This window comes from Methylobacterium sp. 4-46, from assembly GCF_000019365.1.
Lineage (GTDB): Bacteria > Pseudomonadota > Alphaproteobacteria > Rhizobiales > Beijerinckiaceae > Methylobacterium.
The window spans coordinates 6,226,051-6,249,857 of record NC_010511.1 but is presented as its reverse complement, the minus strand read 5'-3'; the positions used below and the strand labels follow the sequence as shown (position 1 = coordinate 6,249,857).

Here is a 23,807-nt window from a genome sequence, read left to right as displayed (position 1 = left end):
CACGCCGCCCGCCGAGGGAGCCCAAGGGGACCCGCATGGACCAGCTGCTCCAGCACCTCGTCAACACCCTGATCCTGGGCGGGACCTACGCGCTGCTCGGCGTCGGGCTCACGCTGATCTTCGGGATCATGAACGTCGTGAACTTCACGCACGGCGCGCTCTACACCGTCGGCGCGTACCTGATGTACCTCGCGGTCGCGGCGCTCGGGCTCAACTTCTTCCTGGCGCTGCCGGCGGCCATCCTCGGCGGCCTCGCGCTCGGCGCCGTGATCGAGCTCCTGCTGCTCCGGCCGCTGCGGGGCCAGGACATCGACACGACCATGCTGGTGATGATCGGGGCCGGCATCGTGCTGCAATCGGGCACCCTCTGGACCTTCGGCGGCGTCGCCAAGGCGGTGCCCTCGCCCTTCCCCGAGGCGCCGCTGCGGCTCGGGCCGGTCTCGGTCTCGTGGCTGAGCCTGTTCGTGCTCGGCGGCGCGCTGCTCCTGATCGGGCTCACCTACGCGCTGATCAACCGCACGAGGCTCGGCCTCGCCATGCGCGCCGCCTTCCAGGATTCCGACACGGCGGCGCTGATGGGCGTCGACGTGCGGGGGATCTACACCGCGACCTTCGCGCTCGGCTCCTCGCTCGCCGCCGCCGCCGGGGCGCTGCTCGGCCCGGTCTACGTGGTGTTCCCGCAGATGGGGCAGCTCGCCGAGCTGAAGGCCTTCGCGATCGTGATCCTGGGCGGGCTCGGCAACGTCACGGGGGCGGCGATCGGCGGCTTCATCCTGGCGCTCGCGGAGGAGCTCGGGGCCGGCTACGTCTCGTCGGGCTACCGCGACGCGATGGGCTTCCTGATCATCATCGCGGTCCTGCTCTGGCGGCCGACCGGGCTGTTCGCGAAAGCGGAGCGCATCGGATGACCCGCCTCCTCCCCTTGGCTCTCCTGGCGGCGCTCGCCGCGCTGCCGCTCGCGCTCGGCGCCGACCCCTACCTCCTCAACGCGCTGATCACGACGGGCATCCTGACCATCGGGGCGATGAGCCTGAACCTGCTCCTCGGCTACACCGGGCAGCTGAGCCTCGGCCACATCGCCTTCTTCGGCATCGGCGCCTACGTGAGCGCGCTGACCAGCCTCGGCTTCGACGTCGAGGTCGGCTTCGGCTACCGGGTGATGCACGAGCCCTGGCCAGCCGCCGCCGGCTTCCTCGTGGCGGTCGCGGCGGCGGGGGCCTGCGGCTACCTGATCGGGCGGCTCTCGTTCCGGGTGCGCGGCGCCTACTTCGTGATCGTGACCATCTCCTTCGCCGAGGTGGTGAGGCTCGTGGCGCTCAACTGGGTGGAGCTGACGCAGGGGCCGCTGGCGCTCACCGGCATCCCGGCCTTCACCCTCGGGGTGCCGGGCCTCGGCGCCTGGACGCTGCGGACCAAGCTCCAGAACTACTACCTCGTCCTCGGCGTCGGCGCGCTCTGCTACGCGATCATCGCCCGGATGGTGCGCGCGCGCTTCGGCCGCGCCATGCGCGGGCTCAAGGAGAACGAGCCGCTCGCGCTCTCGGTCGGCATCAATGCCACCCGCACCTTGACCGTTGCGGCCGTCGTCTCGGCCGCCATGGCGGGGGCCGCGGGCAGCCTCTACGCCCATTACCTGCGGATCATCGACCCCGACGTGTTCTTGTTCGCCACCACGGTGACGATGGTCATCATGGTGGTGGGCGGCGGCAAGGGCACGCTGATGGGCCCGGTGGTCGGAGGCCTGATCTTCGGCCTGCTGCCGGTGGCCCTGCGCCCCGTCATGGCCCCGGAGGCGCAGTGGATCGTCTACGGGATCGTGCTGATCCTGATCCTGTTCCTGATGCCCCGCGGCATCGTCCCGGGGGCCGCCGGGCTCCTGGCGCGCGGCCGCGGAACGGCCGCGGACGCGTCCGCGCCGATCCTGAAGTCCAACCCGGCGGTGCAGCGATGAGCGCGGCGATCCTCTCGGTCGAGCACGTCGGCGTGCGCTTCGGCGGCCTCGTCGCCATCGCCGACCTGCACTTCGAGGTGGCGCAGGGCGAGATCGTCAGCCTGATCGGCCCCAACGGCGCCGGCAAGACCACCGCCTTCAACGTGATGACGGGCTTCCTCAAGCCCAGCCAGGGCGAGGTGCGCTTCCGCGGCACGCGCCTGACGGGCCTCCAGCCGCACGAGATCACCCGGCTCGGCCTCGCCCGCACCTTCCAGCGCACCAGCGTGTTCCCGGACGACACGGTGCTCGAGAACGTGATGATCGGCCTGCACGGGCACGGCGGCGCGCGCCGGGCGCCCCTCCTCGACGCGCTGCCGGGCCGGAGCCGCGCGAGAGAGCGGGCGCTGCGCGGGCGCGCCGAGGCGCTCCTCGACTGGGTCGGCCTCGCGGCGCGCGCGCGGGAGAAGGCCGGGGCGCTGGCCTACGGCGAGCAGCGCCTCGTCGGCGTGGCGCTCGCGCTCGCGACCGAGCCCGCGATGCTCCTCCTCGACGAGCCGGTCTCCGGCATGAACGCTTCGGAGACCCGGGTCTTCGTGCGGCTGATCCGCCAGATCCGCGCGCGCGGCGTCACCATCCTGCTGGTCGAGCACGACATGCCGATGGTGATGGAGGTCTCCGACCGCATCGTCGTCCTGAACTACGGCCGCCTGATCGCCGAGGGACCGCCCGAGGCGATCCGCGCCGGCCCGGCCGTGATCGAGGCCTATCTGGGCCAGGGCAGTGCCGCGCGCCGGGCCGCCGCGGAGGCGCGGGAGGCCGCCCATGCTTGAGATCCGCGACCTCGTCTGCGGCTACGGCCACGTCACGGCCCTCAAGGGACTGAGCATCGCCGTGAGGGAGGGGCAGCTCGTCGCCCTCGTCGGGGCGAACGGCGCCGGCAAGTCGACGACGCTGCGGGCGATCTCCGGGCTCGTGCCGCCGCGCTCCGGCGCGATCTCGTTCAACGGGCGCGACATTACCGGCTCCGAGCCGCGCCGCATCCTCGCCCACGGCATCGCCCATTGCCCGGAGGGGCGGCGCGTCTTCCCGCAGATGAGCGTGGCCGAGAATCTCGCGATGGGCGCGTATCTCCGCCGCGACCGCGCGGGCGTCGCCGCCGACCTCGACCGCATCTACGGCGAGTTCCCGCGGCTCGCGGAGCGGCGGCATCAGGCGGCCGGCACCCTGTCGGGCGGCGAGCAGCAGATGCTGGCGATCGGGCGCGCCCTGATGGCGCGCCCCAAGCTCGTGCTCTTCGATGAGCCCTCGCTGGGGCTCGCCCCCAACATCGTCGAGCGCATGTTCGCGGTCATCCGGGCGATCTGCACCGCCGGCACCACGGTGCTGCTCGTCGAGCAGAACGCCTTCGCGGCCCTCGAACTCTGCGACCACGCCTACCTCCTCGAGACGGGCCGCATCGTCCGCTCGGGAACGGGCTCCGCCCTGATCGCGGATCCGCACATCCGCGAAGCCTATCTGGGCGGCTGAGACGAAATCCGATGGATTGCGTCGCCATCTCCGATTTCGGCCATGCGGATGTCGGCTTCGCGCAAGCGCCGCGCCGGCTGGTCGTCCGCCGTCCGGACGTGATCGTCCGGACGGCGGACGAGACGCGCGATGCCCTCGAGACCCGGTGAGGCTGGAGCGGGGGCGCAGCGTTGGGTGCGCGCGTGCCGCCTCGACGAGGCGGAGGCGGGGCCCATCGTCCCGGTCCTCGTGGGCGGACGTCACCTCGTCCTCGTGCGCGACGGCGCGACGATCGTCGCGGCCGAGCGCGCCTGCCCGCACGAGGGCGCGGACCTCGCGCGCGGCCGGTGCGCGAACGGGCGGCTGCTCTGCCCGCACCACCGGGCGTCGTTCGACCTGCGCGACGGGCAAGTCTCCGCCGGATGGCCGACGCGGCCGCTCCGCCTCTACCCGGTCGAGATCCGGAATGCCGAAGTCTTCGTCGACGCTTCGGACCTCGTCCAGGGCTGAGCAGAACGGCATCGGGCAGTTCTGCTTGGTCTCCTGGTGCCGCATCATTTTTGGCCGCCGAACCGGTGACCATTTCGGCGAATGATGCCGAGCCTGCCGGAGGACCGGCCCCGGCTACTCGGCGATCGTCCGGCTGGGCTCGGCCCGATACGCCTCGGCATGGACCTGCTCCGGGGCGGCCGTCCCTTTGGTGCCCGGCATGATCTCGAAGCGCGGGTCGAAATCCACCATCGTCGCGGCCAGCTGGGCCAGAACGCCCGCGTCGCCCTGAACCGTCGCGGTTCCGTCGGCGATCTGCGCCTCCAGGGTCTTGGCCCCGATCATCGTCCGCTCGAGATCCGAGCGGTTGATGGTCAGGGTCAGGTCCGGCTTCTCGGCCTGGAACCCCGCGATGTTGGTCAGCGTCGCGTTCTCCAGCTCGATGACGAACCGCTCGCCATTGTCCGGCGTGACCAGGTTGATGGTGAAGCGCATCCCCTCCGCCTTGCGGCTGTCCATGCGGATGGCGAGGAAGTTCAGGAACAGCTCGGTCGTCATCGCCCGCACCACGTCGGGGCTGCTCGAACTCGCCGTCTCGCCCTCCGGAATGCCGGTCCGAAGCTCGTACGCCCCGGCCAGGAAGCTGTTGCGCAGGCCGGGATTCTCCTGCTGGTAGCCGATCTGCTCGAAAATGTCGGCCAAGAGCTCCTTGGCGGCCCGGTTGCGCGGCTCCGCCTGGACGAGCTTGTTCACGATCTCCTGGGCCAGCAGGTACTTCCCCTCGTCGTGCAGGCGGCGGCCGCGGGCGAGGATCGCCTCCGCGCCGCCCATCATCTCGACGTAGAGGGGGGCGCTCTCGGAAGGGGCGAGCGGGATCAGCGTCGCCGGGTTGCAGTCCCAGAAGCCGAGGTAGCGCTGGACGACGCCCCGGCTGTTGTGCTCCGGAGAGCCGTGATAGCCGCGGCAATGCCACTTCTGCTGCAGGTTCCGCGGCACCTCGTAGACGGTGTGGATCTCGTTGATCGTCACGCCCTGGTTGGCGAGGTGAAGCACCTGGTTGTTCATGTGGGCGTAGAGGTCGCGCTGCGCCCGCAGCACCTCCTGGATCCGCGCGTTGCCCCAGCGCGGCCAATGGTGGGAGGCGAACATCACCTCGGCCTTCATGCCGAAGCGGTAGAGCGCCTCGTTGATGTATTTCGACCAGTTGAGGGGATCGCGCACCGGGGCGCCCCTCAGCGTGTAGATGTTGTGCAGGGATGCGATGACGTTCTCCGCCATCCAGAGCGCCTTCATGTCCGGGAGGTAGGTGTTCATCTCGCGGGGCGCTTCGGTGTTCGGCGTGTTCTGGAAGATCATACGGACGCCGTCGACCTCGAATTCCTCGATGGGATCGACGACGTGCCGGGTCGGAGCGATCAGGCCGGTGGCGCCGGCCGAGACGCGCTGGCCCAGGCCCTGCCCGACATAGCCGTGCGGTCCCGCCGGCAGGAGCAGCCCGTACTGATAGAACAGCCGCCGGTTCATGGCGTTTCCGGCGTAGACGTTCTCGGCCACCGTGTGGGCCATGAAATCGGCGGGGGCGATCACGGGCACGCGGCCGGACCGGACCTCCTCCTCATCGAGGATGCCGCGCACCCCGCCCCAATGGTCGCCGTGGGTGTGGGAGTAGATCACCGCCGAGATCGGACGCCCCTCGCCCACATGCGCCTGGAACAGCCTCCAGGCGGCGCGCGCGGTCTCCTGGCTGATGAGCGGATCGAACACGATCCACCCGCTCCTCCCCCGCACCATGGTGAGATCGGAGAGATCGAAGCCGCGCACCTGGTAGATGCCGGGGACGACCTCGTAGAGCCCGTAATTGTTGTTGAGCCGCGAGATCCGGACCAGCGACGGGTGGATGCTGTCGAACTCGTCCTGCTCGTCGAGGAAGCGGAATTGCTGCATGTCCCAGGCGACGTGGCCGGCCTCGGCCGGGATGGTCATGGCGGTCATGGGGGCGATCAGCCCCTTGCGCTGCTCCGCGAAGTCCCTGTCGTCCGCGAACGGGAGGGTTGCTCGCGCCCGGCGCAACACGTCGCGCGTGAAGGTGGAGGGCGGCTTGCCCTGCGGGTGAAAATGCCCCTCGGGGGGAGAGACGCTCTCGGCTCCCTGGGCCCGGGCGACGCTCTCCCCGGGCACGAAGGCACCCGCGACGGAGAATGCGGCGCCTGCGCCGGGCAGGGCCTTGATGAACTCGCGTCTCGTTGACATCGGCCAACTCCATCCCGGGCAGAGCGAATTCGGTTCATCGGCTTGCTTCTCGCCAGAGTGCCGGAAGGCCGGGGCTGACCGGCCGCGGCCGACGGCGCTCGCGGGACACGCGATCAGCGCCACGCACAGACGCGGCGTCCCCGCCGCCACCAGCAGACCCTGCGACGGCGGCGGCGAGGGACGACGACGACGGCCTGGGCCTTCTCGACGAGGGCGTCGTCGTTCGCGTCGCCGACGGGCCCTGCCCTGAGAAGCACGGCCTCCGCGGCGCTCGGCACCAGAGCCAGGCCGGCGGCCGTGATGACGGCGCACGAAAACTGCCTGAGCACGGCGCGACGGTGCATCGAGTCCATGGCCATTCTCCCCTCGTGTCGAACTCTGGCTTCCGATCTCCAGCCGAAGGCCGACGACGGCCTGATCGCCTTCTCTCCGCGGCGCCCCCGCTTCCGGCCGGCCCGGCGCTGCCTCGGGACCGGCCTGTCCGAGGCCGCCCGGTCGACCCGTCGGGGCGAGCCCGCGACGCGCGGCCTTCCCGCTCTGTCAGGGCATTGCCGGGGCGAATGGGATCTTCGCCCGCAGACGCCGCAGAGATGGTGCCGCCGATCCGGTGCGATTTCACTCGATTGCGGCGGACAATACGCGACGCAACTGATCGCATCAATCTATGACGAGCGATGAGATCTTGATTTGATCTGGATCAAGCTCGGCATCCCGCAATCCCCGGACCGCGCCCGGGGCGATCAGGGTCGCTCCGAGGACGAGCGATGCCTCGGGCGGCGGGCGCGTCGAGACGGGGTTCCGGCCGCCGAGGGCGCGGGCCCTGCCTCACGCTTTCGAGCCGGCGGCCCCCGGCGACCGGGCCGACCCCGCGAGGGCACGAAGCCGGGCCGGGGCGGCGAGTGCCCCCCGGGTGAGTTCGACCCTGGCGACCTCGCGCAGCGGCACCGTGCCGCCCGCCGGAAGCGGCACCTGCACCTCGTCGGCGATCGCCCGCGGGTCCGAGCGGAAGGCGCGCGGGTAGCGCACGTTCACGGTGTAACGCTCGCGGCCCTCGACCGTGTTGGTCGCGGCCTGCCCGCCCAGCGCGGTCGCGATCACGTCCTGCACGTCGCCGACCATCAGGCCGTAGCGCCCGAGCGCCTCGCGGTCCGGCGTGATGTCGAGGAAGTCGCCGCCGATGACGCGTTCCGCGTAGGCGCTCGACGTGCCCGGCATATTCCGGACGACCGCCTCGACCGGCGGGCGACCGCCTCCATCTCCTTCAGGTCGGTTCCCAGCACCTTCACGCCCACCGGGGTGCGGATGCCGGTCGAGAGCATGTCGATGCGGGCGCGGATCGGCTGCGTCCAGGCGTTCGACACGCCCGGGAATTGCAGCGCCCTGTCCATCTCGGCCCTGAGGCTCGCGAGCGTCACGCCCGGCCGCCACGCGGATCTCGGCTTCAGGGCGATGACCTTCTCGAACATCTCCATCGGCGCGGGGTCGGTCGCCGTGCTGGCGCGCCCGGCCTTGCCGTAGACCGAGGCGACCTCGGGAAACGACTTGATGATGCGGTCCTGGGTGGCGAGGAGTTCGCCGGCCCTGGTCACCGAGAGGCCCGGAAGGGTGGTCGGCATGTAGAGCAGGCTGCCCTCGTCGAGGTCCGGCATGAATTCGGAGCCGAGCTGCCGGGCGGGCCACGCGGTGGCGGCCAGCACGCATACGGCGAGCAGGATGGTGAGCCCCCGCGCCCGCAGCACGCCGGCGATGAGCGGCCGGTACAGCCAGATCAGGAGTCGGTTCAGCGGGTTGCGGTGCTCGGGGATGATGCGCCCGCGCACGCACAGCACCATGAGCGCCGGCACCAGGGTGACCGACAGGAGCGCCGCCGCCATGGCGAAGGTCTTGGTGAAGGCGAGCGGCCCGAACAGCAGCCCCTCCTGGCTCTCCAGGGTGAAGATCGGCAGGAAGCTCACCGTGATGACGAGGAGCGAGAAGAACAGCGAGGGCCCGACCTCGGCCGCGGCCTCGACCAGCACCTCGACCCGACGGCAACTCCTCCGGCTCCTCGGCCATCCCACTCTCCCTCCAGTCGCTCGGCCGCCCCACGGGCCCGGCATGATCGCTCGCGCGAGCGGCCGAACCGCGTCGGAGATGTCAGCTCCGGGATGCCGCTGAGGATGGTGACAGGAATCGCGCGCCTCAGCCTTCGTTGATTTGTCCCAAACTCATCCTTGATCTGCATCAATTACGCCGTTGATGCGCTTCGCAACACAGTCCTTCGGGCGACACACCCGCCTGAAGGGTCTTCCCATGCACGATCCCGCCGCTCCCGCGAGCCGCGACCAGGGCCGCGCGCTCTGGCTCTCCACGCTCGCCTTCACGACCTGCTTTGCGGCCTGGACCATCTTCTCGATCATCGGCGTCCAGATCAAAAAGGACCTCGGCCTGACCGACGCCCAGTTCGGCCTCCTGGCCGGGACCCCGATCCTGACCGGCTCGCTCGTCCGCCTGATCCTCGGCATCTGGGCCGACCAGTATGGCGGGCGCACCGTCACCCTCGCGGTGATGCTGCTCGCCGCGCTGGCCACCTACCTCCTCACCTACGCGCACGATTACCCGACCTTCCTGCTCGCCGCCCTCGGCGTCGGGCTTGCCGGCGGGGTCTTCTCGGTCGGCGTCGCCTACGTGTCGAAGTGGTTCCCCAAGGAGAAGCAGGGCACCGCGCTCGGCATCTTCGGCGCGGGCAATGTCGGCGCCGCGGTCACCAAGTTCCTGGCGCCCCTGGTCATGGTCGCCTTCGGCTGGAAGGCCGTGGCGCAGATCTGGGCGCTCGGCCTCGTGGTGACGGCGCTGGTCTTCTACTTCGGCACCGCGGACGACCCGGACCTCGCCGCCCGCCGGCGCGCCGGCGCGTCCCCCGAGCCCCTCTGGGCCATGCTGGCGCCGCTCGCCAACCTCCAGGTCTGGCGCTTCTCGCTCTACTACTTCTTCGTCTTCGGCGGCTTCGTCGCCCTCGCGCTCTGGCTGCCGCGCTACTACACGGGCGTCTACGGCCTCGACATCGTCACGGCCGGCTGGCTCGCCGCCGCCTACTCGATCCCGGGCTCGCTCTTCCGCATCCTGGGCGGCCGCCTGGCCGACCGGCACGGCGCCCGGAAGGTCATGGTCTGGACCTTCGCCGGCTCCTGCGCCTGCACCTTCCTGCTGTCCTACCCGGCGACCCACTACGTGGTCGCCGGCATCCGGGGCCCGATCGCCTTCGACCTCGCGCTCGGCCCGGCGGGCTTCACGGTGCTGACCTTCGCCCTCGGCTTCTTCATGAGCCTCGGCAAGGCCGCCGTGTTCAAGCACATCCCGGTCTACTACCCGGACCGGGTCGGCGCCGTGGGCGGCGTGGTCGGGCTGATCGGCGGCCTCGGCGGCTTCGTGCTGCCGATCGCCTTCGGCCTCATGAACGACCTCGTCGGCGTCTGGACCTCCTGCTTCATGCTGCTCTTCGCGATCGCCGCCGGCAGCACCGCCTGGATGCTCGCGGCGATCCGCGCCCTGGAGACGCGGGAGCATCCCGCCCTGCGCGAGCCGAAGGACCTCCCCGAGGTCGAGGCGCTGCGCGCCGAGGTCGAGCGCCTGCGCGCCGCCCGCGAGGGCGCCCCCCGGGCCGCGCCGCTGGCCGGCCTCCCGGCCGCCTGAATCCCCCTTCCGGCCGGCGCGGGGCGCCGGCCGGCCCGTCCCGATCCTGAGAGGCAACAGCCATGAGTGCTGGTACGCAAACGCTGACGGCCGGCCGGCCCGCGGGGAGCAGCTGGCTCGCCCGCTGGGAGCCGGAGAACCCGGCCTTCTGGGCCCGGGAGGGCAGCCGCCTCGCCTGGCGCACCCTGACCGTGACGACCGCCAACCTCACGATGTCCTTCATCGTCTGGTTCATGGTCTCGGCCCTGGTGGTCGCCCTGCCGGCGGTCGGCTTCAGGCTCACCACCGGCCAGCTGTTCTGGCTCGCCGCCATGCCGGGCCTCGCCGGGGGCACGCTGCGCCTCGCGCACATGTTCCTGACGCCGATGTTCGGCACGCGCCGCGTCGTGACCTTCGCCAGCCTGTCGCTGCTCGTCCCGGCCATCGGCTGGTTCTACGCGGTGCAGGACCCGTCCACGCCCTACTGGGTCCTCCTGGTGCTGGCCTTCCTGGCCGGGCTCGGGGGCGGCAACTTCTCCTCCTTCATGCCCTCGACCAGCCTGTTCTTCCCCAAGCGGCTGCAGGGCACCGCCCTCGCCATCCAGGCCGGGATCGGCAATTTCGGGGTCTCGGTGGTCCAGTTCCTGACGCCCTGGGTGATCGGCTTCGCGCTCGCGGGCGGCACGCTGCTCGGCGAGTCGCAGACCATGACCAAGGGGGCCATCGCCCGGCAGGTCTGGCTGCACAACGCCGCCGCCGTCTACATCCCGTTCATCGTGCTGTTCGCCCTGGCCGCCTGGCTCGCGCTGCGCAGCGTCCCGGTCAAGGCCAACGTCCGCGAGCAGGTCGACATCTTCCGCTCGCGCCACACCTGGGCGATGACCTCGCTCTACATCATGACCTTCGGGGCGTTCTCGGGGCTCGCCGGGACCTTCCCGCTGCTGATCAAGCAGTGCTACGGCACGCTGCCCGGCGCCCCGGACCCCCTGACCTACGCCTTCCTCGGCCCGCTGGTCGGGTCGCTCCTGCGCGTCGCGGCCGGGCCGGTCTCGGACCGGTTCGGCGGGGCCAAGGTCACCGTGGTCGCCGGCCTCGGCATGACCGCCTGCGCCGCCATCGTCCCCCTGTTCACGGCCCCCACCTCGATGGAGTGCTTCCCCTGGTTCGTCGCGGCGATGCTCGGGCTGTTCGCCTTCGCGGGCATCGGCAACGCCTCGACCTTCAAGCAGATGCCGATGATCTTCCCGCCCCGCCAGGCCGGCGGCGTCATCGGCTTCACGGGCGCGGTGGCGGCCTACGGGCCCTTCGCCTTCGGCATGCTGTTCGGCTGGGCCTTCGACCGCTTCGGCGGCCCGAACGGGGTCTTCCACGGGCTGGCGCTGTTCTTCGCCCTCAACGTCGCGATGAACTGGTGGATGTACGCCCGCCGCGGCGCCGCCACGCCCTGCTGACGGGCCGCCCTGCCGAAGGGCGACGCCGCACCGACGCTCGGACGGCCGGCGGGAGGCACACCTCCCGCCGGCCGTCCCGTTGGGGCGACATGACGGAGGTCACTTGAGCGATTGATCCAAGTCAAGGCTTGGGCCTGACCACGCGGCCAGAGTGCCCTCGAAGACCTCGAAACCGACCAGGCACCGCGCGATGTCGCACTTCCTCGACAGACTGACCTTCTTCCGGAAGACGGTCGACACCTTCTCGGATGGTCACGGCATCGTCACGGCCGAGGACCGCGCCTGGGAGGACGGCTATCGGAAGCGCTGGCAGCACGACAAGATCGTGCGCTCCACCCACGGCGTGAACTGCACCGGCTCCTGTTCCTGGAAAGTCTACGTCAAGGGCGGCATCGTCACCTGGGAAACCCAGCAGACCGATTATCCCCGCACCCGGCCCGACCTGCCCAACCACGAGCCGCGCGGCTGCGCCCGCGGCGCCAGCTATTCCTGGTACCTCTACTCGGCCAACCGCGTGAAGCACCCGCTGGTGCGCTCGCGCCTGCTCCGGCTGTGGCGCGAGGCCCGGGTGATGCGGACCCCGGTGGCGGCCTGGGCCCACATCGTCGAGAACCCGGAGCGGCGCCGCTCCTACACCTCCGTGCGCGGCCATGGCGGCTTCGTGCGCGCGACCTGGGACGAGGTCAACGAGATCATCGCGGCCGCCAACGCCTACACGGTCAGGACGCACGGCCCCGACCGCGTCTTCGGCTTCTCGCCGATCCCCGCCATGTCGATGGTCTCCTACGCGGCGGGCGCCCGCTACCTGTCGCTGCTCGGCGGCGTCTGCATGTCCTTCTACGACTGGTACTGCGACCTGCCGCCCTCCTCGCCCCAGACCTGGGGCGAGCAGACCGACGTGCCCGAGAGCGCCGATTGGTACAATGCCGGCTTCCTGATCCTGTGGGGCTCGAACGTCCCCCAGACCCGCACCCCCGACGCGCATTTCTACACCGAGGTGCGCTACCGCGGCGCCAAGAGCGTCGTGATCTGCCCCGACTACTCCGAGGCCTCGAAATTCGCCGACATGTGGGTGTCGGTGAAGCAGGGCACCGACGCCGCGCTCGGCATGGCGATGGGCCACGTGATCCTGCGCGAGTTCCACCTCGACCGGCAGGTGCCCTCCTTCATCGACTACGCCAAGCGCTACACGGACATGCCGATGCTGGTGCGCCTCGTGCGCCAGGACGGGCGGCTCGTGCCCGAGCGCTTCCTGCGCGCCTCGGACCTCGACGGCGCGCTCGGCGAGACCAACAACCCCGAGTGGAAGACCCTCGCCTATGACGACCAGACCGGCGCGCTCGTCGCGCCCCTGGGCTCGGTCGGCTTCCGCTGGGGCGAGACCGGCAAGTGGAACCTGGAGAGCCGGGCCGGGGACGGACGCGCGGTCGACCTGCGCCTGTCCCTGGCGGGCGCCGCGGACGGGTTCGAGGACGTCGCCTTCCCGTATTTCGGCAACATCGCGCACGCGCATTTCGCGTCGAGCGACCATGCCAGCGTGATCGAGCGGCGCGTGCCGGTGCGGCGCCTCGCCACCCGCGACGGCGAGGCACTCGTCGCGACCGTCTACGACCTGTTCCTGGCCAATTACGGCCTCGACCGCGGCTTCGGCGGCGGCAACGTCGCCGCCTCCTACGACGCCGACGAGCCCTACACGCCGGCCTGGGCGGAGCGGATCACCGGCGTCCCGCGCGACCAGATCGTGACCGTCGCGCGCGAATTCGCCCGGAACGCCGAGAAGACCGATGGCCGGTCGATGATCATCATCGGCGCCGCGATGAACCATTGGTACCACATGGACATGAACTATCGCAGCGCGATCAACATGCTGGTGATGTGCGGCTGCGTGGGCAAGTCCGGCGGCGGCTGGTCGCACTATGTCGGCCAGGAGAAGCTGCGCCCGCAGAGCGGCTGGGCACCGCTCGCCTTCGCCCTCGACTGGGGCCGCCCGCCGCGCCAGCAGAACTCCACCTCGGCCTTCTACGCGCATACCGACCAGTGGCGCTACGAGACGCTCGACGTGAAGGAGATCCTCTCGCCGACCGCGCCGGCCGGGCCCTGGGACGGCGCCATCATCGACTACAACGTCCGCGCCGAGCGGATGGGCTGGCTGCCCTCCGCGCCGCAGCTGGAGCAGAACCCGCTCGGGATCGCCGCCGCGGCGGCCGCCGCCGGACTCGAGCCGAAGGACTACGTCGCCCGGGCCCTCAAGTCCGGCGAGCTCAGAATGTCGTGCGAGGACCCGGACAACCCCAAGAACTGGCCGCGCAACCTGTTCGTCTGGCGCTCGAACCTGCTCGGCTCGTCGGGCAAGGGCCACGAGTACTTCCTCAAGCACCTGCTCGGCACCTCGCACGGGGTGCTCGGCAAGGATCTCGGGGCGGAGGGCCGCCGCAAGCCCGACGAGGTCGTCTGGCACGAGGACGCGCCCGAGGGGAAGCTCGACCTCCTGGTCACCCTCGACTTCCGCATGTCGACGACCTGCGTCTACTCCGACATCGTGCTGCCGACCGCGACCTGGTACGAGAAGGACGACCTCAACACCTCCGACATGCACCCCTTCATCCACCCGCTCACGGCGGCGGTGGACCCGGTCTGGGAGGCGCGCACCGACTGGAACATCTACAAGGGCCTCGCCGAGACCTTCTCGCGGGTGGCGCCCGAGGTGCTCGGGGTCGAGACGGACGTCGTGCTGACCCCGATCCTGCACGACACGCCCGGCGAGATCGCCCAGGCCCTCGACGTGAAGGACTGGAAGACGGGCGCGGTCGAGCCCGTCCCCGGCCGCACGATGCCGACGGTCACAATCGTCGAGCGCGACTACCCGAACCTGTTCAAGCGCTTCACCGCGCTCGGGCCGCTGCTGGCCCGGGTCGGCAACGGCGGCAAGGGCATGGCCTGGAACACCGGGCACGAGGTCGAGCTGCTCAAGGCGCTCAACGGCACCGTGACCGAGGAGGGGCCGACCAAGGGGCTGGCGCGCATCGAGACGGCGATCGACGCCTGCGAGGTGCTCCTGATGCTGGCGCCGGAGACCAACGGCGAGGTCGCGGTCAAGGCCTGGGAGAGCCTCGGCAAGGCGACCGGGCGCGAGCACGCCCACCTCGCCCTGTCCAAGGAGGACGAGAAGATCCGCTTCCGCGACGTGGTCGCCCAGCCGCGCAAGATCATCTCCTCGCCGATCTGGTCGGGCCTCGAATCCGAGAAGGTCTGCTACAACGCCTGCTACACGAACGTCCACGAGCTGATCCCGTGGCGGACGCTGACCGGGCGCCAGCAGCTCTACCAGGACCACCTCTGGATGCGGGCCTTCGGCGAGGGCTTCTGCGTCTACCGGCCGCCGGTCGACCTCAAGACCATCGAGCCGATCCGGGGCCGCGTCGATAACGGCCATCCCGAACTGGTGCTGAACTTCATCACCCCGCACCAGAAATGGGGCATCCACTCGACCTACTCGGACAACCTGCTGATGCTGACCCTGAACCGCGGCGGGCCCGTGGTCTGGATCAGCGAGAGCGACGCGCGCAAGGCGGGCATCGCCGACAACGACTGGATCGACGTCTACAACGTCAACGGCGCGATCGCGGCCCGGGCGGTGGTCTCCCAGCGCGTCAAGGACGGCATGTGCATGATGTACCATGCCCAGGAGAAGATCGTGAACACGCCCGGCTCCGGCATCACCGGCCAGCGCGGCGGCATCCACAACTCGGTCACCCGGGCGGTGCTGAAGCCGACCCACATGATCGGCGGCTACGCGCAGCTCTCCTACGGCTTCAACTACTACGGCACTGTCGGGGCGAACCGCGACGAGTTCGTGGTGGTGCGCAAGATGGCGCAGGTCGACTGGCTCGAGGAGCCGCGCCCCGCGGGGGCCGGGCCGGGCGCCGCGAGGCTCCACGCCGCCGAGTAGGCCCGCCGCGCCGGGGGCGCCCCGCCCCCGCCCTCCCCTCCCGAGCACCCAGTCCCGGCCGCCGGTGACGAAGGAAGTCCGCCATGAAAGTCCGCGCGCAGATCGCGATGGTTCTCAACCTCGACAAGTGCATCGGCTGCCACACCTGCTCCGTCACCTGCAAGAACGTCTGGACCAACCGCGAGGGCGTCGAGTACGCCTGGTTCAACAACGTCGAGACCAAGCCCGGCATCGGCTACCCGAAGGATTGGGAGAACCAGGAGCGCTGGAACGGCGGCTGGCGCCGCCGCCAGGACGGCCGGATCGAGCCGCGCATCGGTGCGAAGTGGCGCATCCTCGCCAACATCTTCGCCAATCCGGACCTGCCGGAGATCGACGACTACTACGAGCCGTTCGATTTCGACTACCAGCACCTGCAGAAGGCGCCCGAGCTGCAGACCTTCCCGACCGCGCGGCCGCGCTCGAAGCTCACCGGCGCCCGCATGGAGACGATCGCCTGGGGGCCGAACTGGGAGGAGATCCTCGGCGGCGAATTCGCCAAGCGCCGGCAGGACCGGAACTTCGAGGGCATCGAGGAGGAGATCTACGGCCAGTTCGAGAACACCTTCATGATGTACCTGCCGCGGCTGTGCGAGCACTGCCTCAACCCGGCCTGCGTCGCCTCCTGTCCGTCGGGCGCGATCTACAAGCGCGAGGAGGACGGCGTCGTCCTGATCGACCAGGACAAGTGCCGCGGCTGGCGGATGTGCGTGTCGGGCTGCCCCTACAAGAAGATCTACTACAATTGGTCCTCGGGTAAGTCCGAGAAGTGCACGCTGTGCTACCCGCGCCTGGAGGCCGGCCAGCCGACCGTGTGCTCGGAGACCTGCGTCGGGCGGATCCGCTACCTCGGCGTGGTGCTGTACGACGCCGACCGGATCGAGGAGGCCGCCTCGACCCGCGACGAGGGCGACCTCTACGAGGCCCAGCTCAAGGTCTTCCTCGACCCTTGCGACCCGCGCGTCCTCGCCGAGGCCCGCCGGGAGGGCATCCCGGAGGCGTGGCTGGAGGCGGCGCGCCGCTCGCCCGTCTACAAGATGGCGATGGAGTGGCGGATCGCCTTCCCGCTCCACCCCGAATACCGGACCCTGCCGATGGTCTGGTACGTGCCGCCGCTCTCGCCGATCCAGTCCGCGGCCGCGGCCGGCAAGATCGGCCTCGACGGCGAGATGCCGGACGTGAGGAACCTGCGCATCCCGGTGCGCTACCTCGCCAACCTGCTCACCGCCGGCAACGAGGCGCCGGTGGTGACCGGCCTCGAGCGGATGCTCGCGATGCGGGCCTACATGCGCGCCAAGACCGTCGACGGGGTGGTGGACGAGGCCCTGGCGGCCCGGGTCGGCCTGAGCGCCGCCCAGGTCGAGGAGATGTACCGGGTCATGGCGATCGCGAATTACGAGGACCGGTTCGTGATCCCGACCAGCCACCGCGAGATGGGCCTGGAGGACGCCTACGACCTGCGCGGCTCCTGCGGCTTCTCCTTCGGCAACGGCTGCTCGGGCGGCCGCACCGAGGCGAACCTGTTCGGCGCGCCGAAGGCCGCCAGGGTCAAGACCCCCGTGGACGTCGCCTGAGGCGGAGCACCGACATGAAGACGCTGAAGGCCCTCTCGGCCCTGCTCACCTACCCGTCGCCCGCGCTGGCGCGGGCGGTCCCGGAGATCCGCGACGTCCTGCACGACGAGGGCGTCCTCGCCCGACCGCGGCGCGACGCCCTGGAGCCGCTGCTGCGCGACCTCGCCGCCGGCGACCTCTACGACCTGCAGGAGCGCTACGGGATGCTGTTCGACCGCACCCGCTCGCTCTCGCTGCACCTGTTCGAGCACGTGCACGGCGAGAGCCGCGACCGCGGCCAGGCCATGGTCGACCTGCGCGGGGTCTACGAGGCGGCGGGCTTCGCGATCGAGGGCGGCGACCTGCCCGACTTCGTGCCGCTCTTCCTGGAATTCTGCGCGCTGCGCCCGCCCGCGGAGGCGCGCCAGCTCCTGGCCGAGCCGGCCCACGTGCTCGCCGCCCTCGGCGAGCGCCTGCGCAAGCGGGACACGGCCTACGCGGCCGTGTTCGAGGCGCTCGTCGCCCTCGCGGCCGCCGCGCCGAGCGAGGAGGCGCGCGGCGCCGTGGTCCCGGACGCGGGCGAGGACCCGACCGATCTCGGGGCGCTCGACGCCGCCTGGGAGGAGGTGGAGGTCCGCTTCGGGCTCGGGGCGGACGCCGCCTGCGGGACCGAGAGCCTCGCCGCCAAGCTGCGCCAGGCCCGGCGCCCGGCGCCCGGGGTCGAGGTGCCCGGGGCGCATCCGTCCCGCGCCGTCTTCACCCACCTGTCCTCCCGCGCCTGAGGAGAGAGGGCCATGGCAAGCAACCTCAACCACGTCCTGTTCGGCTGGTACCCCTATCTCTGCCTGACCGTGTTCCTGGTCGGCTCGCTCCTGCGCTTCGACCGCGAGCAGTACACGTGGAAGGCCGGCTCCAGCCAGCTCCTGCGCCGCAGGCAGCTGATGCTCGGCTCGGTGCTGTTCCACGTCGGCGTGCTGGCGATCCTGGCCGGCCACACGCTCGGGCTGCTGACCCCGATCGCGGTCTTCGACGCCGTGGGCGTGAGCCACGGCTTCAAGCAGGGCCTCGCCATCGTGGCGGGCGGTGTCGCGGGCACGGCCTGCTTCGTCGGCCTCAGCCTGCTGGTGCACCGGCGGCTGTTCGACCCGCGCATCCGGGCGACCTCGTCGGTCTCGGACACGGCGATCCTCCTGATGCTCTACGCCCAGCTGATCCTGGGGCTGTCGACCATCCCGGTCTCGCTCGGCCACATGGACGGCCACGAGATGGTCAAGTTCATGACCTGGGCCCAGGGCGTGCTGACGCTGCGGCCCGGCCTCGCCGAGATCGTCGCGGACGTGCACCCGGTGTTCAAGCTGCACATCGTGCTCGGCATGACGATCCTCCTGGTGTTCCCGTTCACCCGCCTCGTCCACGTCTGGTCGGCGCCGGTCTGGTACCTCGGCCGCCGCGGCTACCAGGTGGTGCGCACGAGGAGGCCGCGGCCCGTCCGCGAGGCCGCAGCGCGCCCCGCCCTCTCGGGGATCCGCCCCGTCCCCGCCCCGCAGCCGGCGGAGTGACCCCGTCCCGGGGCTCGCCCCGGGCTCCCCCTCCCCCCGCGCCGAGACGCCCGACCCGAGACGCCCACCATGTCCGCCTGCTCCCTCCACCCCGTTCCCGACGCCCCCAGGCCGCCGATCCGGGTCAACGGCGTCACCATCTCCCGCGCGGCGATCTCGCGCGAGGTGCAGAACCACCCGGCCCCGACCCCGGTCGCGGCCTGGAGGGCGGCGGCGCTCGCCCTGGTGCTGCGCGAGGCGCTCGGGCAGGAGGCGAGGCGCCTGGGCATCGCGGCGCAGCCCGCGCGCGACGCGGAGGGGCGCCGCGAGACCGAGGAGGAGGCCCGCATGCGGGCGCTCGTCGAGCGCGAAGTGGCCGTGCCCGCGCCGACCGAGGAGGAGTGCCGGCGCTACTACGAGCGCAACCCCGCCCGCTTCCGCACGCCGGACCTGTTCGAGGCGTCGCACATCCTGTTCGCCGCGGCCAGGGACGACGCGGCCGCCTACGAGCTCGCCCGGCTCAACGCCCAAATGATCATCGCGATGCTCGAGGAGGATCCGGACACGTTCGAGGAACTGGCGCGGCTGCACTCGGCCTGCCCCTCGGGCGAGGTCGGCGGCAGCCTCGGCCAGGTCACGACCGGGCAGACCACGCCGGATTTCGAGGCGGCGCTGCGCGGCATGCGCCCCGGCGAGATCTCCCGCGCACCCGTCGAGACCCGCTACGGCGTCCACGTCATCCGCCTCGGGCGCCGCCTCGACGGGGGCACCCTCCCCTTCGAGGCCGCGAGCCCGCGCATCGCCGCGTACCTGTCCGAGGCGCTCCGGCGCCGCGCCCAGGCGCAGTACGTCGCCCGGCTCCTCGGGCAGGCGCGCATCGAGGGCATCGAGATCCCGGCGCCGGGCGCGCTCAACGTCAATTGAGGAGAGCGCCATGCTGCTCGGCGACATCATCGCGCGACTCGACGACGAGGCCGTCGCCGCCGAGACCCTCGTCCAGCTCGGCGACCTCGTCCTGCTCGGCCGGGTCCAGGAGGCCGCGGCCCGCGCGGGTGTGGCGCCCGGCGCCTTCGCGGCGCGGGCGGTCGGCCTGTTCTCCGACACCGCCTCCGACGAGGAGTGGGTCGGCCTGATCGGCGCGATGGGCCGGACGACCGAGCCCGGCCTCGCCTGCCTGCGCCGGATGGTCGAATTCGCGCTGAGCGCCCCGGGAGGCTCCCATGCCTGCGGACACCGCCACTGAGCCCGCCGCGAACGCGCGCGCGGGGCGCGAGGCCTTCGCCCCGCCCGACCGCGGCCTGCTCGCGCACCCGCTCGACTACCTCCTCGTCGACCACCTGCGCATGCGCCGGCTCTGCACCCTCGCCGAGCAGACCGCCGACGAGGACGCCGTCGACCGCGCCCTCGCCCTCGCGCTCGCCGGCCACCTCGTCGGCGACCTCTCCATCCACGGGCTGGACGACGAGGAGGACCTCCACCCGCTGGTGCGGCGCAGGGCGTGGCCCGAGGACCGCGTCGAGGACGTGCTCGGCGCGCTCGCCGGCGACCACGCGCTCGGGGAGCAGCTGGTCGCGGCCCTGGCGCAGGGCCTGTCGGCCGTGGCCGGCGGCGCGGCGCCGGACGACGGCCTGCGCCGGTCCCTCCGCCTGTTCGCGTCCCGCCTGCGCCGGCGCGTGGCCGTCGAGAACGCGCTCGTCATGCCGCTCGCCGGGACGCGGCTGACGGCGGCGGACTTGGCGGGCCTGTCGCGGCGGATGGCGGCGCGCCGGGGATGGCGGCTTGCGGGCGGGGTCGGCCATGCCTGACCGGACCATCGCGGACCTGTTCGACCGGAACGCCGACTGGGCCATCGCCAAGACGCGGCAGGACCCCGGCTACTTCCGCCGGCTGGCGGCGCAGCAGGCCCCCGACTTCCTGTGGATCGGCTGCTCGGATTCCCGCGTGCCGGCCAACGAGATCATCGGGCTCGACCCGGGCGAGCTGTTCGTCCACCGCAACGTCGCCAACGTGGTGCACACGGGCGACCTCAACCTGCTCTCGGTGCTCGAATACGCGGTCGGGACGCTCGGCGTGCGGCACATCATCGTGTGCGGGCATTACGGGTGCGGCGGGGTGCGCCGGGCGTTGCGGTGCGACGGCGGCTCCCTGGTCGACCACTGGCTCGCGCCGGTCGCCGCCATCCACGCGCGCCAGCGCGACCGGTTCGCCCCGATCCGCGACGCGGAGGCCCGCGTCAACCTGCTCTGCGAGCTCAACGTCGAGGCGCAGGTCGCGCGCGTGGCGCGCACGCCCATCGTCCGCGCCGCCTGGGCGGCGGGCCGCCCGCTGCATGTTCACGGCTGGATCTACGGGTTGCGGGACGGCCTGGTGCGCGACCTCTGCGTCACGCACGACGCCGCGGGGCCGCGGGCGTCGCCCGTCCCGGCGCGGCACGTCGACCCGACGCCGGCCGACGACCGCTCGGCTCAGATCAGGCTCAGCGCCGTGCACCTGCTCGACGGCGTCGAGGATGCCCCCTGCGGGGAGGCGGATGCCCGCCGGAGCATGGACCACCGAGAGGCCGCCGCACCATGACCTGCCCGGTCCCCGCCCGCTCCGGCCACCCGCTCGTCGACGGGTACGGCCGGCACGTCAGCTACCTGCGCGTGTCGGTGACGGACCGCTGCGACCTGCGCTGCACTTACTGCATGGCCGAGCGGATGACCTTCCTGCCCCGGCGCGACCTCCTCACCCTGGAGGAGCTCGACCGGCTCTGCTCGGCCTTCGTGGCGCGCGGCGTGCGCCGGATCCGGCTCACCGGCGGCGAGCCCCTGGTGCGCCGGGACGTCGTCCGGCTGCTCGACTCCCTCTCCCGGCACCTCGGGGCGGGCGGGCTCGACGAACTGACCCTGACCACGAACGGGACCCTGCTGGCGGCCCGCGCGCGCGACCTCGCCGCGTGCGGCGTGCGGCGGGTCAACGTCTCCCTCGACACGCTCGACCCGGACCGCTACCGCGCCATCACCCGCCGCGGGGATCTCGGCGCGGTCCTCGACGGGCTCGACGCCGCGCAGGCCGCCGGCCTGTCCGTGAAGCTGAACGCGGTGGCGCTCAAGGGGACCAACGAGGACGAGCTGGAGCACCTCGTGCGGTTCGCGCACGGGCGCGGCATGGACGTGACCCTGATCGAGGTCATGCCGCTCGGCGAGGTCGGACCCGACCGGGCCGACCAGTTCCTCCCCCTCGACGTCGTGCGTCGGCGCCTGGCGCGGCGCCTCACCCTTGAACCGCTGGCATACCGCTCGGCCGGCCCGGCCCGCTACGTCCGCGTCGCGGAGACGGGCGGGCGGCTCGGCTTCATCACCCCGCTGACCCACAATTTCTGCGAGGGCTGCGACCGGGTGCGGGTGACCTGCACCGGCATGCTCTACACCTGCCTCGGGCACGAGGAGGGGCGCGACCTGCGCGCCGCGCTCCGGGGCTCGGAGGGCGACGGGCTGCTGCAGGCGGCGATCGACGCCGCCGTCCTGCGCAAGCCGAAGGGCCACGACTTCGTCATCGGACGGGGCGCCGGGGCCGCGCTGGCCCGCCACATGAGCGTCACGGGAGGTTAGCCGTGGACATGGCCCGCATCGGCATCCTGACCGTCTCGGACCGCGCCTCGGCCGGCCTCTACGCCGACGAGGGCGGCCCGGCGATCTGGGCGGAACTCGCGCACCTGCTCGCCTCGCCCTGGGAGCCGGTCGCCCGGCTCGTGCCGGACGGTCTGGAGAGCGTGCGCGACGCCATCATCGACCTCGTCGATGGCGAGGGGTGCGACCTCGTTCTCACGACCGGCGGGACGGGCCCGGCACCGCGCGACCTCACGCCCGAGGGGACGCGGGCGGCCTGCGAGCGGATGATGCCGGGCTTCGGCGAGGTGCTGCGCGCGCGCAGCCTGGAGCAGGTCCCGACGGCCATCCTGTCACGCCAGACCGCCGGCATCCGCGGCCGGGCCCTCGTCATCAACCTGCCGGGACGCCCGTCCTCGATCCGCCTGTCCCTGCTCGCAATCATGCCGGCGGTGCCCTACTGCCTCGACCTGATCGGGGCGGCGCGCATCGAGACCGACCCCGCCGTGGTGCGGGCCTTCCGGCCGTCCTGAAATCTGCTCCGAGACCGGTTCCCCGCCATCGGTTCCCCGCCATCGGTTCTCCGCCATGTGCGCCTCCTCCATCTGCGTCGTCGCCTACGGGCGCGCGAGCCGCCCCGACGCGGTCCTGGCGGAAGTCGTCCGCCGGCTCGCCGGCGCCGGATACCGGGTCGGCGGCCTGCTCCAGTTCCGCCGCGGAGGCACTCCGTCGCGCTGCGCGAGCCTGTTCCTGGAGGAGATCGGGTCCGGCCGGCGGGTGGAGATCTTCGAGAGCCGCGGCGGCGCGGCGCGCGGGTGCCGCCTGACCACCTGCGGTCTCGCGGAGGGGGCCGCCTGGCTCGCGGCCGCGGTCGCGGCGGAGCCGGAGCTCCTGTTCGTCAACCGCTTCGGCCGTCAGGAGGCCGAGGGGCGGGGGCTCCGCGCCGAGACGGCGGCGATCGTGGCCGGCATCCCGTCGGTCGTGCCGGTGAGCGAGGCGCTGCTGCCCGCGTGGCGCGCCTTCGCGGGAGAGGAGGACGCCGTCATGCCCCCGGATGCGGACCGGATCGAGGCGTGGTGCCGCGGCCGGCTGCTCACGCGCCCATCGCCGTCAGGGCGCGCGGGGGCCCTGGACGGGATGGGCGGCGACGCGCCGGCCGGGCACGCCTGATCCGGGATCCGCTTGATCGAAGCGGATCACGAGCCTGCGCGGCGCCTGTGCGCGGCGCCTGAGCGAAGCCGACATCCGCGGATCGTGCGCGCAGCGGCCGCGCCGGCCGCTGCGGCCCAGCCGCCGTCACCCGAATCCTCGGCCGGGCTTCCCGGCCGCCGGCCGGCAGCGGGCTGCGCGGGGTGGCCGCTGCGTGCCGTGCAACCCGGGAGGACCCCGCTCGCCGCGATCCCTGTTCACGGTGACCGTGATCAATCCCGCAGGCGCTCCCGGAGGGAGGGGGGCTGGTGGCCGAGCGCCTCCAGGCCCTCGCCGGTGATCCGGTCGGGCGTCCAAGCCGGGCTCCAGACCAGCGTGACGACGACGTCGGGGCAGTCGCCGAAGCGCCGGCGGAGATGCTCCCGGGCGTCCTCCACCAGGAGACCGCCGAGCGGGCAGGTGCGCGTGGTGAGCGTCAGGTCGACCTCGACGCGGTCCGGCGTGCGGAGCGCCCGGTAGACGAGGCCGAGGGCGACGACGCTGACGCCCACCTCGGGGTCGAGCACGCCCTTGAGGCAATCCAGCACGTCCGGGTCGAGGGAACCGGGATCGTCCGCCGCCTCGGGCTCCTGCCGCGCCGCGCGACGTCTCAGCCAGGACAGCATCGTCACCCCCTCCCGTGGTCGCGTCCGAAAGATGTGACCTGTGC

General features: G+C 71.9%; 21 protein-coding genes and 2 pseudogenes. 19 read left to right on the top strand and 4 right to left on the bottom strand.

The window, feature by feature from the left end:
- Positions 1 to 35 precede the first annotated feature (35 nt).
- Genes M446_RS27480 through M446_RS27460 form a run of 6 tightly spaced genes read left to right on the top strand, consistent with a single transcriptional unit; the run spans position 36 to position 3,949 of the window.
- Positions 36 to 908, top strand: a complete 873-nt coding sequence (locus tag M446_RS27480; protein ID WP_012335364.1) for a branched-chain amino acid ABC transporter permease — start codon at positions 36 to 38, stop codon at positions 906 to 908.
- On the top strand, positions 905 to 1,951 hold the full coding sequence (locus M446_RS27475; RefSeq protein ID WP_012335363.1) for a branched-chain amino acid ABC transporter permease: 1,047 nt from the start codon (positions 905 to 907) through the stop codon (positions 1,949 to 1,951). The genes M446_RS27480 and M446_RS27475 overlap by 4 nt, the downstream gene beginning before the upstream one ends.
- Positions 1,948 to 2,763: an ABC transporter ATP-binding protein gene (locus tag M446_RS27470; protein ID WP_012335362.1), complete on the top strand. Its 816-nt coding sequence runs from the start codon at positions 1,948 to 1,950 to the stop codon at positions 2,761 to 2,763. Before M446_RS27475 ends, M446_RS27470 begins: the two co-directional genes overlap by 4 nt.
- Positions 2,756 to 3,460: an ABC transporter ATP-binding protein gene (locus M446_RS27465; protein WP_012335361.1), complete on the top strand. Its 705-nt coding sequence runs from the start codon at positions 2,756 to 2,758 to the stop codon at positions 3,458 to 3,460. Before M446_RS27470 ends, M446_RS27465 begins: the two co-directional genes overlap by 8 nt.
- Before the next feature lie 11 nt (positions 3,461 to 3,471).
- Positions 3,472 to 3,609 carry a hypothetical protein gene (locus M446_RS38350; RefSeq protein WP_012335360.1) on the top strand — a complete coding sequence of 46 codons (138 nt, stop codon included), beginning with the start codon at positions 3,472 to 3,474 and terminating at the stop codon, positions 3,607 to 3,609.
- 25 nt (positions 3,610 to 3,634) lie between these two features.
- Positions 3,635 to 3,949, top strand: coding sequence for a Rieske (2Fe-2S) protein (locus tag M446_RS27460; RefSeq protein ID WP_012335359.1), 315 nt, complete (start codon positions 3,635 to 3,637; stop codon positions 3,947 to 3,949).
- Between the two features lie 114 nt (positions 3,950 to 4,063).
- Here the strand turns inward: M446_RS27460 and M446_RS27455 are convergent, their stop codons facing one another.
- From M446_RS27455 to M446_RS27445, 3 genes and pseudogenes are all read right to left on the bottom strand, one after another.
- Positions 4,064 to 6,178 (bottom strand): alkyl/aryl-sulfatase, encoded by a 2,115-nt coding sequence (locus tag M446_RS27455; protein ID WP_012335358.1) that lies wholly within the window; start codon positions 6,176 to 6,178, stop codon positions 4,064 to 4,066.
- A 113-nt stretch (positions 6,179 to 6,291) separates the two neighbouring features.
- Positions 6,292 to 6,531, bottom strand: a complete 240-nt coding sequence (locus M446_RS27450) for a hypothetical protein (RefSeq protein WP_236728874.1) — start codon at positions 6,529 to 6,531, stop codon at positions 6,292 to 6,294.
- Positions 6,532 to 7,081: 550 nt separating this feature from the next.
- A pseudogene (locus tag M446_RS27445) lies at positions 7,082 to 8,205 on the bottom strand (efflux RND transporter permease subunit); the annotation flags it as partial.
- A gap of 265 nt (positions 8,206 to 8,470) precedes the next feature.
- On the opposite strand from M446_RS27445, the gene M446_RS27440 reads away from it, so the two are divergent.
- From M446_RS27440 to M446_RS27380, 13 genes and pseudogenes are all read left to right on the top strand, one after another.
- On the top strand, positions 8,471 to 9,850 hold the full coding sequence (locus M446_RS27440; protein WP_012335356.1) for an MFS transporter: 1,380 nt from the start codon (positions 8,471 to 8,473) through the stop codon (positions 9,848 to 9,850).
- Between the two features lie 62 nt (positions 9,851 to 9,912).
- A complete protein-coding gene (locus M446_RS27435; protein ID WP_012335355.1) occupies positions 9,913 to 11,280 on the top strand; it encodes an MFS transporter in 1,368 nt (455 codons plus the stop codon).
- 190 nt (positions 11,281 to 11,470) lie between these two features.
- Positions 11,471 to 15,229: a nitrate reductase subunit alpha gene (locus M446_RS27430; protein ID WP_012335354.1), complete on the top strand. Its 3,759-nt coding sequence runs from the start codon at positions 11,471 to 11,473 to the stop codon at positions 15,227 to 15,229.
- 83 nt (positions 15,230 to 15,312) lie between these two features.
- Positions 15,313 to 16,842 carry a nitrate reductase subunit beta gene (gene narH, locus M446_RS27425; protein ID WP_012335353.1) on the top strand — a complete coding sequence of 510 codons (1,530 nt, stop codon included), beginning with the start codon at positions 15,313 to 15,315 and terminating at the stop codon, positions 16,840 to 16,842.
- A 14-nt stretch (positions 16,843 to 16,856) separates the two neighbouring features.
- Positions 16,857 to 17,603, top strand: coding sequence for a nitrate reductase molybdenum cofactor assembly chaperone (gene narJ, locus M446_RS27420; RefSeq protein WP_012335352.1), 747 nt, complete (start codon positions 16,857 to 16,859; stop codon positions 17,601 to 17,603).
- A gap of 12 nt (positions 17,604 to 17,615) precedes the next feature.
- Positions 17,616 to 18,380 (top strand): respiratory nitrate reductase subunit gamma, encoded by a 765-nt coding sequence (gene narI / locus M446_RS27415; RefSeq protein ID WP_012335351.1) that lies wholly within the window; start codon positions 17,616 to 17,618, stop codon positions 18,378 to 18,380.
- A gap of 69 nt (positions 18,381 to 18,449) precedes the next feature.
- Positions 18,450 to 19,283, top strand: coding sequence for a peptidylprolyl isomerase (locus M446_RS27410; RefSeq protein ID WP_012335350.1), 834 nt, complete (start codon positions 18,450 to 18,452; stop codon positions 19,281 to 19,283).
- A 10-nt stretch (positions 19,284 to 19,293) separates the two neighbouring features.
- A complete protein-coding gene (locus M446_RS27405; protein ID WP_012335349.1) occupies positions 19,294 to 19,602 on the top strand; it encodes a hypothetical protein in 309 nt (102 codons plus the stop codon).
- Positions 19,580 to 20,164, top strand: coding sequence for a hemerythrin domain-containing protein (locus M446_RS27400; protein ID WP_012335348.1), 585 nt, complete (start codon positions 19,580 to 19,582; stop codon positions 20,162 to 20,164). The genes M446_RS27405 and M446_RS27400 overlap by 23 nt, the downstream gene beginning before the upstream one ends.
- Positions 20,139 to 20,738 (top strand): annotated as a pseudogene (locus tag M446_RS27395) (carbonic anhydrase); the annotation flags it as partial. The gene M446_RS27400 and the pseudogene M446_RS27395, both read left to right, overlap by 26 nt.
- A gap of 191 nt (positions 20,739 to 20,929) precedes the next feature.
- Complete coding sequence (gene moaA / locus M446_RS27390) at positions 20,930 to 21,952, top strand: GTP 3',8-cyclase MoaA (protein WP_012335346.1); 1,023 nt, start codon at positions 20,930 to 20,932, stop codon at positions 21,950 to 21,952.
- A gap of 8 nt (positions 21,953 to 21,960) precedes the next feature.
- Positions 21,961 to 22,482 (top strand): molybdopterin adenylyltransferase, encoded by a 522-nt coding sequence (mog, locus tag M446_RS27385; protein ID WP_012335345.1) that lies wholly within the window; start codon positions 21,961 to 21,963, stop codon positions 22,480 to 22,482.
- 55 nt (positions 22,483 to 22,537) lie between these two features.
- A complete protein-coding gene (locus M446_RS27380) occupies positions 22,538 to 23,119 on the top strand; it encodes a DUF2478 domain-containing protein (RefSeq protein WP_012335344.1) in 582 nt (193 codons plus the stop codon).
- Between the two features lie 251 nt (positions 23,120 to 23,370).
- Here M446_RS27380 and M446_RS27375 read toward each other — a convergent pair whose 3' ends face one another.
- On the bottom strand, positions 23,371 to 23,763 hold the full coding sequence (locus tag M446_RS27375) for a metal-sulfur cluster assembly factor (protein WP_012335343.1): 393 nt from the start codon (positions 23,761 to 23,763) through the stop codon (positions 23,371 to 23,373).
- Between the last annotated feature and the right edge of the window lie 44 nt (positions 23,764 to 23,807).